Raw genomic sequence first — 12,335 nt, 5'->3', positions numbered from 1 at the left:
GAAGACAGAACCGCCCCGTCTCCGAGGCGGCTGTCGGGCGCGGCGGCCTGGAAGGGGGTCAGGCGGTCGGCCGGCGGCGGTTCAGGTGCAGGGCCGCGGGTGCTGTCAGTCTAACGCTAACTTGTCTCCGCTTAGGGCCAGCGTAAGCCGCTGATGGAGATGAGGATTATGAAACCGCTATCGTTCAAGCGCCACCGCTTCCCTGCGGAGGTGATCCGTCACGCGGTGTGGCTGTATTTCCGCTTCAGTCTGAGCCTTCGCGACGTGGAAGAGATGCTGGCCCGGCGCGGCATCGAGGTCAGCTACGAGACGATCCGATGCTGGACCATCAAGTTCGGACCACTCATCGCCAGGCGACTGAAGAAGCGCCGGCCGGCGCCGTCGCCGCGCTGGCATCTCGACGAAATGGTGTGCTGGATCGGCGGCAGGCGGATGTATCTGTGGCGCGCGGTCGACGATGAAGGCGAGGTTCTGGATCTCTTGGTGCAGCGTCGGCGAGACAATGAGGCTGCGCTTAAATTGCTCGGTCGGCTCCTGCGAAATCATTCTGTGGAGCCGGAATCCATCGTGACCGATGGCCTGGCGTCATATGGATCGGCGCTTCGGGAGCTCGGGTTGGAGCGAGTGCATCGACCCGGCCGGCTCCGGGAGAACAATCGGGTCGAGAATTCTCATTTGCCGATCCGACGACGAGAACGGCAACAGCAGGGCTTCAAATCCCAAGTGTCAGCCCAGAAATTCCTCACCACCCACGCCGCGATCTACAACACCTTCAATCTCCAGCGGCATCTGATCAGCCGATCCACGCTTCGCCGCTTCCGCGCGGAGGCGGATGCCGCTTGGGCGGCGGCTACGGCATGAGCCGAGCGGGGTAGGGGGTTTCTGAGCTCGGGCTACTTAACCTGACAGCACCGGCCCACGCGCTTCTCGAAGCCCATGCTGACGCCGATCGTGTGCTGTTGGAGGCGCCGCCCACGGTGCATGAGCGCAGTCTGATCCGGTTGGCCTGGCTCGCCCCGGATCTGCAGACGGCGATCCTCGAAGGGCGGCAGAAGACCGGGCTTTGCCTGGAGGACCTACGCTTCGCGCCGATCCCGCTGTGCTGGGATGACCAGCGGCGGATGCTTGGCGCCTGAATCGCGACGGGCCTTCCCTGATCGTCGGATTGGTTTCCCTGATCAGGCCGAGAATTTTCCCTGCCAGAAACAGAGCCAAGTGATCAGCCGGCAGGTCGAAAGGTCCGCCGGCTCGAGGTTTAGGCCCTATGTTCCCGCGCGGCGACAATGCAAAGCATCACGAAATTCCCTGATAATTTCCCTGTTAGCAGGGAAACTCCACCGGATCTTGGGACGACAGAGACGGCGGTCGGGGGTTCGGTGGGTTTGCGGCCCGCAAAAGGCCGCCCCGTATGGTGATCGGACCAGTTTGAAGGCGAAAGGAGTCGGGTTCGCGGGACCCGTGTCCTGGGAATTGTTTATTGATATTCAAGTGGATAGGCAGTGGCGGACAGAGGGGGATTCGAACCCCCGATAGAGTTGCCCCTATACACGCGTTCCAGGCGTGCGCCTTCAACCACTCGGCCACCTGTCCATTCCACGCCCGGCGCGGCGCGCCGACGGTTGGGTCCGGCGCGAGGCGAGGCAGATAGAACAGACCGTCCCCCTCGGCAAGCGCAAGCACGGCGCCCATATAGGCCAGGTCGACGAAAGGACTGCGCCATGACCCCTGGAAAGACCCCGGATACGCCCGCCGCCCAGACCGCCCTGCCGGGGCGGGACGCCGTCATGCCGACAGACGCGGCCCATGTCGTCTCCGGTCATCCGCTGAAGGGGCCCTATCCTGAGGGGTTTCAGACCGCCGTCTTCGGCATGGGCTGTTTCTGGGGCGTGGAGCGAGTGTTCTGGAAACTGCCTGGCGTCTGGGTCACCGCCGCGGGCTATGCCGGCGGGGCCACGCCCAATCCGACCTATGAGGAGGTGTGCAGCGGCCGCACCGGCCATGCCGAGGTGGTGCAGGTGGTGTTCGACCCGGCCCGCATCGCCTACCGCGACCTGCTGAAGACGTTCTGGGAGAACCACGATCCGACCCAGGGCATGCGCCAGGGCAATGACGTGGGGACGCAATATCGGTCGGCCATCTATTACCTGACTCCCGAGCAGAAGGCCGAGGCCGAGGCGTCGCGCCAGGCCTATCAGGCGGCCCTGTCCCAGGCGGGCCGGGGCGCCGTGACGACCGAGATCGCGCCGGCCGGCCCCTTCTATTTCGCCGAGGGCTATCACCAGGGCTATCTGGCCAAGAACCCGGCCGGCTATTGCGGCATAGGGGGCACGGGGGTGGTCTGCCCGATCGGCCTGGGCGTGGAGGCCTGAGCCATGGATGTGCGCTTCCTGACCGACGGCCTGCACGTCGCGCCACAGATCGCCCTGGACGACCTGGCCGAGGCGGCGCGGCGCGGCTATGGCGCCGTAATCTCGAACCGCCCCGACGACGAGGAGCCGGGCCAGCCGTCGGCCCGGGCGGTGCAGCAGGCGGCCCAGGCCGCGGGCCTGGGCTTCGCCCATATCCCTGTGCGGCCGGGCCAGCTGGGCGAGGGAGAGATCGCCGCCTTCCGCCGCGCCCTGGACGACCTGCCGGGGCCGGTCCTGGCCTTCTGCCGGTCGGGCACACGCAGCGCCATGCTGTGGGCCATGTCAGAAGCCGGTCGGCGGCCGGTCGAGGACATACTGAGCCGCGCGCGCGACGCCGGCTATGACCTGTCGCCCCTGCGGCCCCGGCTGGACAGGGGCTGAGGTTCGACCCTGGCGGGCGGGCGGCAAGGCCCTATGTTGCGACCATGCCCGTCGCCCGTCTTTCCTCCCGCGCCCTGGTCCGGATCTCCGGCCCCGACGCGCGGCCGTTCCTGCACAATCTGCTGACCCAGGACGTCGAGACCCTGGCGCCGGGCCAGGTCCGGTTCGGCGCCCTGCTGTCGCCGCCCGGGCGGCTGTTGTTCGACCTGTTCCTGTGGGGCGAGGCGGAGGCGGTGGTCCTAGACGTGGCCGCCGAACGGCGCGCGGCCCTGATGCAGAGGCTGGGCCTCTACCGCCTGCGCGCCCAGGTTCAGATCGAGGAGGATGCGCGGCCGGTCCTGGCCTCCTGGCCCGATGTCAGGCCGGGATTCGCGGCCGATCCGCGTCTGGGAGCCCTGGGCGGGCGGGCGCTGGGCGAGGGATCGGAGGCGGACGCGGACGAGGCGGCCTATGAGGCCCACCGGCTGGCTCTGGGCGTGCCCGACCCGGCGACGGACGGGGGGCAGGACCGGCGCTATCCGATCGAGGCGGATTTCGACCTGCTGAACGGCATCGACTTTCACAAGGGCTGCTTCATCGGCCAGGAGACCACCTCGCGCATGAAGCGGCGCGGGGCGATCCGCAACCGCATGGCGCCCATCCTGTTCGACGGGCCGGCGCCGGCGCCGGGGGCCGAGGTGCTGAATGGCGATCTGCGCGCCGGAGAGGTTCTGAGCGGCCGCGACGGGGCGGCCATGGCCCTGCTGAGGCTGGACCGGCTGGAGGGCGAACTGACCGTCGACGGCCGGCCGGTCAGTGTGCGCCTGCCGGACTGGCTGACGTCGGGTTGAAAATGGCCTGAAGCCGTTCGCGCTTGCGGATCAGGACCGCTCGGGCGGCGATGGCGGCCTTGGAGATATCGTCGTCCAGCTTGGCCAGGGCGTTGTCGATGGCCCCGGTGGCGCGCACCAGTTCGGTCGCCTCCTCGAACTCCTGTTCCGGGCAGTCGCCGCCGCCAAAGGCCCAGTATCGCCCGCCCGCCGTCTGGGCCGTCTCCAGCACGCAGCGCCGCTCGGGCGCCAGGGACAGCCACATCACCGCGCGGAAATCGGCCAGGGCGCTGCCGGCGAAATCGTCGTGGCCCAGCAGGCCGCCCGAGGCGCCGGTGGTGTCGATGGTCTGAAGCCCAGGCTGGATCATGATGGTGCGGGCGTCGCCGGCGCGGCGCATGGAATTGACCTGTTCCGAGATCTGCAACGCCCGGTCGCGGGCCGAGGCGTAGAGGGTGAACCGTTCCGCCGTCGGCAGGATGCGGGGCAGGGTGATCTGGAACTCGTCCACCCCGACGTCGGCGGCGGCCAGGACCACCTCGTTGAACGCTGGCTTGCCGTCGGTGTTGGCGGCCGCGATCCGGTCCAGGGCGCGCATCATCACCCGGTTGCCCATCGAATGGGCCACCAGATGCACCCGGTGGGCGCCCGTATCGACCGCCACCTGGGTCAGGAAGCCGGAGACCTCGTCCAGCAGGGCCGCGTCGGCCACCGCCCGGGTGTCGGCGGCATAGCCCAGCAGGCTGGCGCGCGAGGGCCAGGAATAGAGGATGGCCGCCCCGTCCAGATTCATGTCCACGGCCAGCTGGGCCGCGCGGATCGCCGCCCCCTCGAAGCTGGTGTTGTAGCCGTGGACGAAGACGAACACCTCCTTGCGCTCGCTGTCGGCGACGACGCCCGAGACGCGGCGGAAGAAGCTGTCGCGGTCGGTGATCGGGGTGACCGCGTTCAGGATCATGTGCCTGTTCGGGTCGGGCCGGAACTCGAAGGTCCAGACCGAGGGGCGGGGAATGGAGCCGGCGGCCCGGTCACGCGGCACGCTGACCTCGGCCACCCCGAAGCTGAGCGGGCCGCGACGGCCGCCATAGGCCTCCGATGGCTCGGGCCGGCCGGTCGCGGCGCGGTGGGTGGCGTAATAGACGTCCACCAGGTCGAAATTGGGATCGCCCGCGCGGATGCCGCCGCTGGGCGTGTAGAGTTCCTGCCCCGCCGCCGTGCGGGCCGCGTTCAGGGTGGCCAGATAGGGGTCCAGGTTGGGGTTGGTCAGGCCCCAGATGCGGGCGCGGATGTCGAAGGCCGTCTGCAGCCACTGGGCCCGTTTGGCCGGGTCGGACTGAAGCTCGCCCACCGCCTCCATCGGCTCGATCATCGAGGCGTCGCCCTGGCCGCGGAACAGCATGATGGCCATCAGCGCCTGTTCGTAGGCCGCCATCGCCTCGGGCTTCAGCCCCGCCTCGGCATAGGCCTGGGCCAGGGCCAGGTGGAAGGCGATCAGGGTGTCCGGATCCGTGGCGCGCAGGCTGTCGATCAGGGCCTGGTCCGCCGCGACCGCCCGCAGGGCCGACAGATCGCCCGAATCCACCGCCGCCGCCGCCGCCGCCAGCGAGACCGGGGCGGGCGTCGGCGCCTGGGCCAGGGCCGGCGAGCCGAAGCCCAACAGGACGATCAGAACCCAAACCGCGCCGCGCATCTCGCCTCCCCTCCGCAGACTCCGCCTGGATCAGGTGATGCCACGAAACGCCGGTTTGCAACGCCTTTCCAGACATGACGGCGGCCGCGCTTGCCGCCTGGGCCCCGGGGCGGCGATGCTGGCGGGATGAGCGAATCGACCCCATCCGCCCACCGTTGCGCCTGGTGCGGGACCGATCCCCTTTATGTCGCCTATCACGACACCGAATGGGGCGTGCCCGAGCGCGATCCCCGCGCCTTGTGGGAGAAGCTGGTCCTGGACGGCTTTCAGGCGGGCCTGGCCTGGATCACCATCCTGAGAAAGCGCGACAGCCTGCGCGCCGCCTTCGATGGTTTCGATCCGGTCCGGGTGGCGGCCTATGACGATGCGGACCGGGCGCGGCTGATGGCCGATCCGGGCATCATCCGTTCGCGCGCCAAGATCGACAGCGCCATCAAGGGCGCCCGCCTCTTTCTGGAGATGCAGGACAGGGGCGAGGATTTCGCCGACTGGCTGTGGGGCTTCGTCGACGGCGCGCCGATCCAGGCGACGCCGCGAACCTTGGCCGAGGTCCCGACCCAGACGCCGCAATCGGTCGCCATGGCCAAGGCTCTGAAGGCGCGGGGCTTCACCTTCTGCGGCCCGGTCATCGTCTATGCCTTCATGCAGGCGACGGGGATGGTCAACGATCATGTCGAAACCTGTTTCCGGCACGGACCGGTCCGTGCGATGGGCGGCGCCTGATGTCCAAGCCGTCCCGACCCTCGCCCCGGCCCGGCCCCAGCTTCGCGCTGGAGCAGACGGTGCTGGACGCCGGCCAGGGGCCGGTCTGCGGCGTCGACGAGGCGGGCCGCGGCCCTTGGGCCGGGCCGGTGTCCGCCGGGGCGGTGATCCTGGATCCGGACCGCATTCCCGCCGGGCTGGACGATTCCAAGGTCCTGACGGCGGCCCGGCGCGAGGCCCTGGAGATCGAGATCAAGGCCGGGGCCGTCGCTTGGGGCGTCGGCTTCGCCTCGGTCGAGGAGATCGCCGAACTGAACATCCTTCAGGCGACCGGCCTGGCCATGTGCCGGGCGATCGAGGCCCTGGCGGTGACGCCGGCCTCGGCCCTGGTGGACGGCAATTATCGCTTCCGCCTGCCGTGCGACGTCCGGACCGTGGTCGGGGGCGACGGGCTGTCGCTGTCCATCGCGGCGGCCTCCATCCTGGCCAAGACGGCGCGCGACCGGCTGATGGTGGAGCTGGACGGCCTGCATCCCGGCTATGGGTTCGCCAGCCACAAGGGCTACAGCGCCCCCGCGCACCAGGCGGCCCTGAAGGCCCTGGGCCCTTGCCCCGCCCACCGGCGCGGATGGGCCCCGATCCGGGCCCTGCTTAAGGCCGGCCCGGCCTGATCTCAGAGCGCCAGCGCCCCGCCCAGAAGGGCGCCCAGGACAGCCGCCAGGATCGCCCCGCCCAGGATCACCAGCCATCGGGGCGGGACAGGGGCCGGCGCGGGCTCGGATGTCGCGGCGTCATTGGCCGGACGGCCGTCGAACCGCTCCACCGGCGGCGGCGCCCAGGCGGCGGTCTGGAAACCGGCCCTCGGCGAGGGGAAAGACCGGCGCGGGGTCAGGGTCAGTTCTTCCATCCCGCGACAACGGCCGCGAGGCGGCGCCCGTTCCAGACCGGTGGACGAAGGGGTCATGCGGCGTCGGCCAGGGCGGCCGGCCGCTGGCTGCACAGGAACAGATATTCGACATTCCTCAGCCGCCCGACGGCCCCGACCTTGCGCCCCTGCGGATCGTGGATGCCGATGCGGGCGCCGACGTAGCGGGGGCGGTCGATCTCCACCACCTGGACATGGCCGCGCGTGGACAGCATGGCCACCAGGTCGTCGCGGCTCAGATAGCCCTCATCGTTGAACGAGACGATCAGGTTCGGCGCCTTCAGCCGCTCGATCACGCTCTGCAGGGCCGGGCCGATGCCGGGGCGGCTGTTGAAGGCGCTCTTTCGGGTCCTGCAGTCGATCCGCTTGTTGGCCACGCCATAGGTCTCGGGCTGGTCCCACAGCACCAGGCTTTCCCAGACATGATAGTTCGACAGGTAGGAGTGCTGGTTGTAGGGCGGGTCCAGATAGACCAGATCGGCCTCCACCTGATCCGCGATCTCGACCGCATCGGCGCGGGTGGCGCGGCAGGGTCCGGCGGCCACGGCGGGCTGAAGGGCGGGCAGGCGCAGTTCCAGCGGCTTCAGCGCCCGTTTCGCCCAGGATTTCATATAGGCCATCTGCAGGCCGGCGGTGGAATCGACCCGGTCAGCCGCCTCCATGAGGGCGACCAGGACCACGGCCTTCAGTTCGGGCTCCAGGCCCATGGCCTCGATCCGGTTCCGCATGGCGTCGATGCGGGCGCCGTTGTCCGGATGGATGAACCGGGCCTCAGTGCAGAAGGTGCGGGTGAACCAGCCGGCCTCGGGCCTCAGCCCCGCCAGTTCGGCCAGGATGCGTTCGGCCGGCGCGGCCCAGCGTTCCCGGTCCGCCTGGACATAGGCCGTGGCCAGGGCGTGGGCATAGGCGTTGTGGTCGTTCGACCAGACCCGGAATCCCTGGCCCTTCAGGGCGTGGCCGACCCGGGCCGAGCCGGAAAACAGGTCGCAGACCTCCCCGCCGTCCGGCAGCAGGCCGCGCACCGCCCCGGTGATCGGGTCCAGCAGGGCGCGCTTGGAGCCGATGTATTTGATCATGGGCGGCGACCGGGATTCGGCATGGACCGAGCCTAGCATGGCGCGGGCGAAGCGTGTCACGAAGAGCCACCTTACCGCCCGCGGCGATCCTCTCTCCATGGAATGGGGAGGAGACGCTGTCTCAGTTCGCCCGGCGGATCAGTTCGTCGGCCAGGGCGGCGGTCAGATAGCCGTCCTGCACCCGCCCGTTCGCCGCCTGCCAGCGGCGCAGGGCGGCGCGAGTGTTGGCGCCGACGACGCCGTCGATCCCCTGGGTGTCAAAGCCCAGCCGCGTCAGGGCCGACTGGGCGCCGATGCGCTGGTCCCGCGTCAGGGGGGCGTCGTTGGGCCAGGCCTTGGTCAGCGGCGGCTTGCCCTGGATCCCGTCCGCCGTCAGGCCGATGGCCAGGGCGTAGCTGACGGCGTTGTTGTAGGCGCGGATGACATAGTGGTTGGGCAGGGCCAGGAAGGCCGGGCCGTTGGCGCCCTGGGGCAGAAGGACGGTCGCCTGTTCCGCCGCCTCGGCTGCGTTGGGGGCGCCGCCATTGGCCAGGCGCACGCCGCGCGCGACCCAGAAGGCCCAGTCGTGGCGGGGCCCCTCGGCCAGGGCATAGTCGAAATTGGCCGGCAGAGTGATCTCATAGCCCCAGGTCTGGCCGCGCTTCCATCCGGCCCGCGCCAGCAGGTTGGCCGCCGAGGCCAGGGCGTCGGCGTCCGAGCCCCAGATGTCGATCTTGCCGTCCCCGTCCTGGTCGACGCCCAGGCGCAGATAGTTGTCTGGCATGAACTGGGTCTGCCCCATGGCCCCGGCCCAGCTGCCCTTCAGCCCGGCGCGGTCGCGGCGCCCGTCGATGACGATGTCCAGGGCGTCCTTCAGCTGGGCCTCGGCCCAGTCGCGGCGTCGCCCGTCATAGGCCAGGGTGGCCAGGGAGCGGATGACGTCATAGTCGCCCTGGACCTGGCCGAAGGCGCTCTCCTGGGCCCAGATCGAGACCAGAATCTCGGACGGCACGCCCGTACGCTGGACCACGCTCCACGGCACGCGGTCGACGCGCTGGCGGGCCTGGGCGATGCGGCTGGCGGTGACGGCGTTCTGGACGTAGGCGCCGGCGGGGCGGCTGAACTCGGGCTGGTTGTTGTCCAGCCGCACCACGGCCGGATCGGGCGTCAGACCGGCCAGCTCGCGCTCATAGTCGGCGCGTCGGGCGCCGCCGTGGCGGGCCAGGAAGCCCTGTTTCCAGCCCTCGAACCCGGCCGCGTCGGGCAGGGCGGGGGCTGTCGCCGCGGGCGCGGGCGGCGGGGCCGGGGTCTCGGCCGGCGGCTGGGTCAGGGGCGAGGGAACCGGGGGCCGCGTCGTCGGCGATTCGGGCATCATTGGCGCGCAGGCCGCGACGCAGGCGATCAGCAGAAGACGAGGATCGATACGGATGGTCAAAGAGGGGCTCCCGGATACGACGCCGCAGTCTAGCGCATCAGGCGCGCAAGCGTTGCGGCGATCGTGGTTTACCCAGCAATTACCGTGCCTGATTGCGGCCTGTTAACGGCGCTCGGATAAAACCCGCGTGTTCCCTGCGACGGCCTGGTGGCGGAGGGGCGACGCGTCGGACCCGCAAGTCCGAAGACCCTCCGTTCAACTCGGAGGCCAGGCCTCCAAGGATATTGACGCCGCCCGGCGCTTTCCCTATACGCACCGCTCCGCCGCAGGTCCGCCCGCGGCTTTTCTATTTTGCTTTGCCTCAAGGCGCTCAAGTACAGAGCCGCCGCGCGGCGATGGATAGCGCACCAAGGATTACGACCATGAAGGTCCGCAGCTCGCTCAAGTCGCTCAAGGGTCGCCACCGCGACTGCAAGATCGTGCGTCGCAAGGGCGTGGTCTATGTGATCAACAAGACCGACCCGCGCTTCAAGGCCAAGCAGGGCTAAGTCGCGCTCAAGCAGCGGGCGACCGCGTCGCCCGCGTTAGCGCAACAAGAGTGCTATCCACAGGTCGCGGGCTTTGTCCGCGGCCTTTTTCGCGCCTGCCGTTGAGGCCGCGCGCCGGGCGTGGTTAAGCCTGTCCAACCCAATCTCGTACGCGCTCAAGCAGCGAGGGACCGCGTCCCGAGCGTTAGCGCACAAGGACTCAAAATGGCCGACGACGCTTCCTTCGACGCTTCCCCCGACGTGCTGACCTCGTCGGCCCAGGGGCGGCTGCGCACCATCATTGAGCGGCTGGAGCGTCTGGAAGAGGACAAGCAGGCGGTCATGGCCGACCAGAAGGAGGTCTTCGCCGAGGCCAAGGGCGAGGGCTACGACGTCAAGACCCTGCGCAAGGTCATCCGCATCCGCAAGCAGGACAAGGCCAAGCGTCAGGAAGAAGAGGCCATCCTGGACCTCTACCTGTCGGCCCTGGGCGAGGTCTGAGCCTCAAGCGCACAGGTTTCGGCCCGCGGAAGCCGCCCGCCGAGGGCGGCGCCCGCTCCGCGTTTCCGGCGAAAAAGCCGCCCAGCCCGTTCGAGGCCGAGCGCAAGGCCGCCCAGCGCGCGGCCGTCAACGCCCTGAAACGCGCCAAACGCGCGGCCGAGAAGGCCGGCGTGACCCTGAGCGAATGGGAGGGCGAGTTCCTGGAGTCCGTCAGCGAGCGGGTGAAGACCCACGGCCGCGCCTTCGCCGACCCCGAAAAGGGCGCGCCGGGCCAGGCCCTGTCGGCCATGCAGGGCCGCAAGCTGAAGGAGATCGCCAAGAAGGCCAAGGGGGATGCGCCGAAGGGGCGGCGCCGCAACCTGGACTGACGTCTCCTCCCCATTTCATGGGGAGGTGGCGCGGCGCGAATACGCGCCGTGACAGAGGGGTTCTTTGGTCACACAAGGGAGAGCCCCTCCACCGCTTCGCGGTCCCCCTCCCCATGAAATGGGGAGGAGACTGTGCGCTCACCCCGCCTCCTTGATCGCCCCTTCAAGCCCCTGTTCGCGCACCTTGCGGTAGAGGGTGGACCGGCCGATGCCCAGGCGACGGGCGATCTCCGACATATGCCCGGCATAGACTTCGATGGCGTGCTGGATCAGGTCACGTTCGATCTCGTCCAGGGTCCGCAGATGGCCGCGGTCGTCCACGACGCGGATGGGCGTCTCGGGCAGGGGCGGCAGTTCGACGCTCGGCGTCGGCGTGGCGGGCGCCTCGGCGGCGGCGGGCAGGGGCGCGGCCAGGCCCGAGATGGCGGGAAAGTCGTGCGGCTGCAGGAAGGGGGCGTCGGCCAGGACGATGGCGCGGAACACGGCGTTCTCCAGCTGGCGCACGTTTCCGGGCCAGTCGAAGGCCTGGAGCAGGGCCAGGGTCTCGGGCGCGCATCCGGCGACACGCTTGCCCTCTTCGGCGTTGAAGCGGGCGATGAAACGGTCGACCAGGGCCGGGATGTCCTCGCGCCGGTCGCGCAGGGCGGGCGCCTCGATCGGATAGACGTTCAGGCGATAGAACAGGTCCTCGCGGAACCCGCCCTCGGCCACCTGTTGCGACAGGTCGCGGTTGGTGGCCGAGATGATGCGGACGTCGATCCTGACCGGCCGCTTGCCGCCCACCGGATCGACCTCGCCCTCCTGAATGGCGCGCAGTAGCTTGACCTGCATGTCCAGCGGCAGTTCGCCGATCTCGTCCAGGAACAGGGCGCCGCCGTCGGCCTCGCGGAACTTGCCCAGGGTCTTTTCGACCGCGCCGGTGAAGGCGCCCTTTTCGTGCCCGAACAGGATGGACTCGATCAGATTGACCGGCAGGGCGCCGCAGTTCACGGCCACGAACGGCTTGCCGGCGCGGTCGCTGGCGCCGTGCAGGGCGCGGGCGATGACCTCCTTGCCGACGCCGCTTTCGCCGGTGATCAGCACCGGGATGGTCGATTTGGCCGCGCGCGCGCCCAGCGATTTGACCAGTCGCATGGCGGGGCCGTCCCCGACCAGATCGTCGAAACTGGCGCGGCCCTGGGCCCGCTTGGTCAGGCGGCCGACCTCGGCCTCCAGGCGGGTCAGGGCCAGGGCGTTGGCCGCCCCGACCAGCAGTCGCTCGGCCGAGACCGGCTTGACGAAGAAGTCCTGGGCCCCGGCCTGCATGGCCTTGACCACGGTCTCGACCCCGGCGTTTGCGGTCAGGACGATGACCGGGGCGGTGACGCCCGCGGCCCGCATCTCGGCCAGGCACTCCAGCCCCGTCATGCGCGGCATCACCAGGTCCAGCAGGACCAGGTCGGCGCCGCCGCCCGCGGTCATCCGGTCGATCGCCTCGCCCCCGCTTTCGGCATGAACCACGGCGTAGCCGTCACGCTCCAGCACCGCCTGCATCAGGCGGCGCTGGGTCGGGTCGTCATCGACCACCAGGACGGTCTTGGACATGCGGATCACC

Annotated in this window: 15 protein-coding genes and 1 tRNA gene; 10 read left to right on the top strand and 6 right to left on the bottom strand. The window is 69.6% G+C overall.

What is annotated here, in order from left to right:
* Positions 1 to 168 precede the first annotated feature (168 nt).
* A complete protein-coding gene (locus KF910_RS01915) occupies positions 169 to 861 on the top strand; it encodes an IS6 family transposase (protein ID WP_292258524.1) in 693 nt (230 codons plus the stop codon).
* A gap of 98 nt (positions 862 to 959) precedes the next feature.
* Entirely contained in the window at positions 960 to 1,136 is a 177-nt protein-coding gene (locus tag KF910_RS01910; protein ID WP_292258507.1) for a hypothetical protein, read from the top strand.
* A gap of 364 nt (positions 1,137 to 1,500) precedes the next feature.
* Here KF910_RS01910 and KF910_RS01905 read toward each other — a convergent pair.
* A tRNA-Ser gene (locus tag KF910_RS01905) sits at positions 1,501 to 1,590 on the bottom strand.
* A 128-nt stretch (positions 1,591 to 1,718) separates the two neighbouring features.
* Between KF910_RS01905 and msrA the strand changes: the two genes are divergently transcribed.
* The 3 genes from msrA to KF910_RS01890 are packed head-to-tail and all read left to right on the top strand — an operon-like array spanning position 1,719 to position 3,619.
* A complete protein-coding gene (gene msrA, locus KF910_RS01900; RefSeq protein ID WP_292258506.1) occupies positions 1,719 to 2,369 on the top strand; it encodes a peptide-methionine (S)-S-oxide reductase MsrA in 651 nt (216 codons plus the stop codon).
* Between the two features lie 3 nt (positions 2,370 to 2,372).
* Positions 2,373 to 2,789 carry a TIGR01244 family sulfur transferase gene (locus tag KF910_RS01895; RefSeq protein WP_292258505.1) on the top strand — a complete coding sequence of 139 codons (417 nt, stop codon included), beginning with the start codon at positions 2,373 to 2,375 and terminating at the stop codon, positions 2,787 to 2,789.
* Positions 2,790 to 2,833: 44 nt separating this feature from the next.
* Positions 2,834 to 3,619, top strand: coding sequence for a YgfZ/GcvT domain-containing protein (locus tag KF910_RS01890; protein WP_292258504.1), 786 nt, complete (start codon positions 2,834 to 2,836; stop codon positions 3,617 to 3,619).
* On the opposite strand, the gene KF910_RS01885 is transcribed toward KF910_RS01890, so the two are convergent.
* A complete protein-coding gene (locus tag KF910_RS01885) occupies positions 3,582 to 5,288 on the bottom strand; it encodes an alpha/beta hydrolase (protein WP_292258503.1) in 1,707 nt (568 codons plus the stop codon). The two genes, KF910_RS01890 and KF910_RS01885, sit on opposite strands and share 38 nt — an antisense overlap.
* Positions 5,289 to 5,414: 126 nt before the next feature.
* Between KF910_RS01885 and KF910_RS01880 the strand changes: the two genes are divergently transcribed.
* Both KF910_RS01880 and KF910_RS01875 read left to right on the top strand, forming a co-directional pair.
* Entirely contained in the window at positions 5,415 to 6,011 is a 597-nt protein-coding gene (locus KF910_RS01880; protein WP_292258502.1) for a DNA-3-methyladenine glycosylase I, read from the top strand.
* Positions 6,011 to 6,661 (top strand): ribonuclease HII, encoded by a 651-nt coding sequence (locus KF910_RS01875; RefSeq protein WP_292258501.1) that lies wholly within the window; start codon positions 6,011 to 6,013, stop codon positions 6,659 to 6,661. Before KF910_RS01880 ends, KF910_RS01875 begins: the two co-directional genes overlap by 1 nt.
* Positions 6,662 to 6,663: 2 nt before the next feature.
* Here the strand turns inward: KF910_RS01875 and KF910_RS01870 are convergent, their stop codons facing one another.
* The 3 genes from KF910_RS01870 to KF910_RS01860 all read right to left on the bottom strand — a co-directional run bounded on the left by KF910_RS01870 (position 6,664) and on the right by KF910_RS01860 (position 9,399).
* The gene (locus KF910_RS01870) at positions 6,664 to 6,954 is read right to left on the bottom strand and encodes a hypothetical protein (RefSeq protein ID WP_292258500.1); all 291 of its coding nucleotides are present in this window, start codon (positions 6,952 to 6,954) and stop codon (positions 6,664 to 6,666) included.
* A complete protein-coding gene (locus KF910_RS01865; RefSeq protein WP_292258499.1) occupies positions 6,951 to 8,051 on the bottom strand; it encodes a DNA adenine methylase in 1,101 nt (366 codons plus the stop codon). Before KF910_RS01865 ends, KF910_RS01870 begins: the two co-directional genes overlap by 4 nt.
* Before the next feature lie 61 nt (positions 8,052 to 8,112).
* Entirely contained in the window at positions 8,113 to 9,399 is a 1,287-nt protein-coding gene (locus KF910_RS01860) for a lytic murein transglycosylase (protein WP_292258523.1), read from the bottom strand.
* A 368-nt stretch (positions 9,400 to 9,767) separates the two neighbouring features.
* Here KF910_RS01860 and ykgO point away from each other — a divergent pair, with 368 nt between their 5' ends.
* The 3 genes from ykgO to KF910_RS14295 all read left to right on the top strand — a co-directional run bounded on the left by ykgO (position 9,768) and on the right by KF910_RS14295 (position 10,741).
* Entirely contained in the window at positions 9,768 to 9,893 is a 126-nt protein-coding gene (gene ykgO / locus KF910_RS01855; RefSeq protein WP_006274063.1) for a type B 50S ribosomal protein L36, read from the top strand.
* A gap of 204 nt (positions 9,894 to 10,097) precedes the next feature.
* Positions 10,098 to 10,373, top strand: coding sequence for a DUF2312 domain-containing protein (locus KF910_RS01850; protein ID WP_292258498.1), 276 nt, complete (start codon positions 10,098 to 10,100; stop codon positions 10,371 to 10,373).
* Entirely contained in the window at positions 10,370 to 10,741 is a 372-nt protein-coding gene (locus KF910_RS14295) for a hypothetical protein (protein ID WP_416354673.1), read from the top strand. Before KF910_RS01850 ends, KF910_RS14295 begins: the two co-directional genes overlap by 4 nt.
* 138 nt (positions 10,742 to 10,879) lie before the next feature.
* Here the strand turns inward: KF910_RS14295 and KF910_RS01840 are convergent, their stop codons facing one another.
* Positions 10,880 to 12,325, bottom strand: a complete 1,446-nt coding sequence (locus KF910_RS01840) for a sigma-54-dependent transcriptional regulator (RefSeq protein ID WP_292258497.1) — start codon at positions 12,323 to 12,325, stop codon at positions 10,880 to 10,882.
* Positions 12,326 to 12,335: the final 10 nt, after the last annotated feature.

The sequence above is a fragment of the Brevundimonas sp. genome (genome assembly GCF_019636155.1).
In the GTDB taxonomy this organism is placed as follows: Bacteria; Pseudomonadota; Alphaproteobacteria; order Caulobacterales; family Caulobacteraceae; genus Brevundimonas.
This window is presented reverse-complemented; position numbering and strand designations above follow the sequence as displayed.

Excerpts from the sequence above, each read along its gene's own strand:
- KF910_RS01850 (WP_292258498.1), top strand. The coding sequence starts at position 10,098 with ATGGCCGACGACGCTTCCTTCGACGCTTCCCCCGACGTGCTGACCTCG.
- KF910_RS01890 (WP_292258504.1), top strand. The coding sequence starts at position 2,834 with ATGCCCGTCGCCCGTCTTTCCTCCCGCGCCCTGGTCCGGATCTCCGGC.
- KF910_RS01895 (WP_292258505.1), top strand. The coding sequence starts at position 2,373 with ATGGATGTGCGCTTCCTGACCGACGGCCTGCACGTCGCGCCACAGATC.
- KF910_RS01880 (WP_292258502.1), top strand. The coding sequence starts at position 5,415 with ATGAGCGAATCGACCCCATCCGCCCACCGTTGCGCCTGGTGCGGGACC.
- KF910_RS01915 (WP_292258524.1), top strand. The coding sequence starts at position 169 with ATGAAACCGCTATCGTTCAAGCGCCACCGCTTCCCTGCGGAGGTGATC.
- KF910_RS01885 (WP_292258503.1), bottom strand. The coding sequence starts at position 5,288 with ATGCGCGGCGCGGTTTGGGTTCTGATCGTCCTGTTGGGCTTCGGCTCG.
- msrA (WP_292258506.1), top strand. The coding sequence starts at position 1,719 with ATGACCCCTGGAAAGACCCCGGATACGCCCGCCGCCCAGACCGCCCTG.
- KF910_RS01875 (WP_292258501.1), top strand. The coding sequence starts at position 6,011 with ATGTCCAAGCCGTCCCGACCCTCGCCCCGGCCCGGCCCCAGCTTCGCG.
- KF910_RS01840 (WP_292258497.1), bottom strand. The coding sequence starts at position 12,325 with ATGTCCAAGACCGTCCTGGTGGTCGATGACGACCCGACCCAGCGCCGC.
- ykgO (WP_006274063.1), top strand. The coding sequence starts at position 9,768 with ATGAAGGTCCGCAGCTCGCTCAAGTCGCTCAAGGGTCGCCACCGCGAC.
- KF910_RS01870 (WP_292258500.1), bottom strand. The coding sequence starts at position 6,954 with ATGACCCCTTCGTCCACCGGTCTGGAACGGGCGCCGCCTCGCGGCCGT.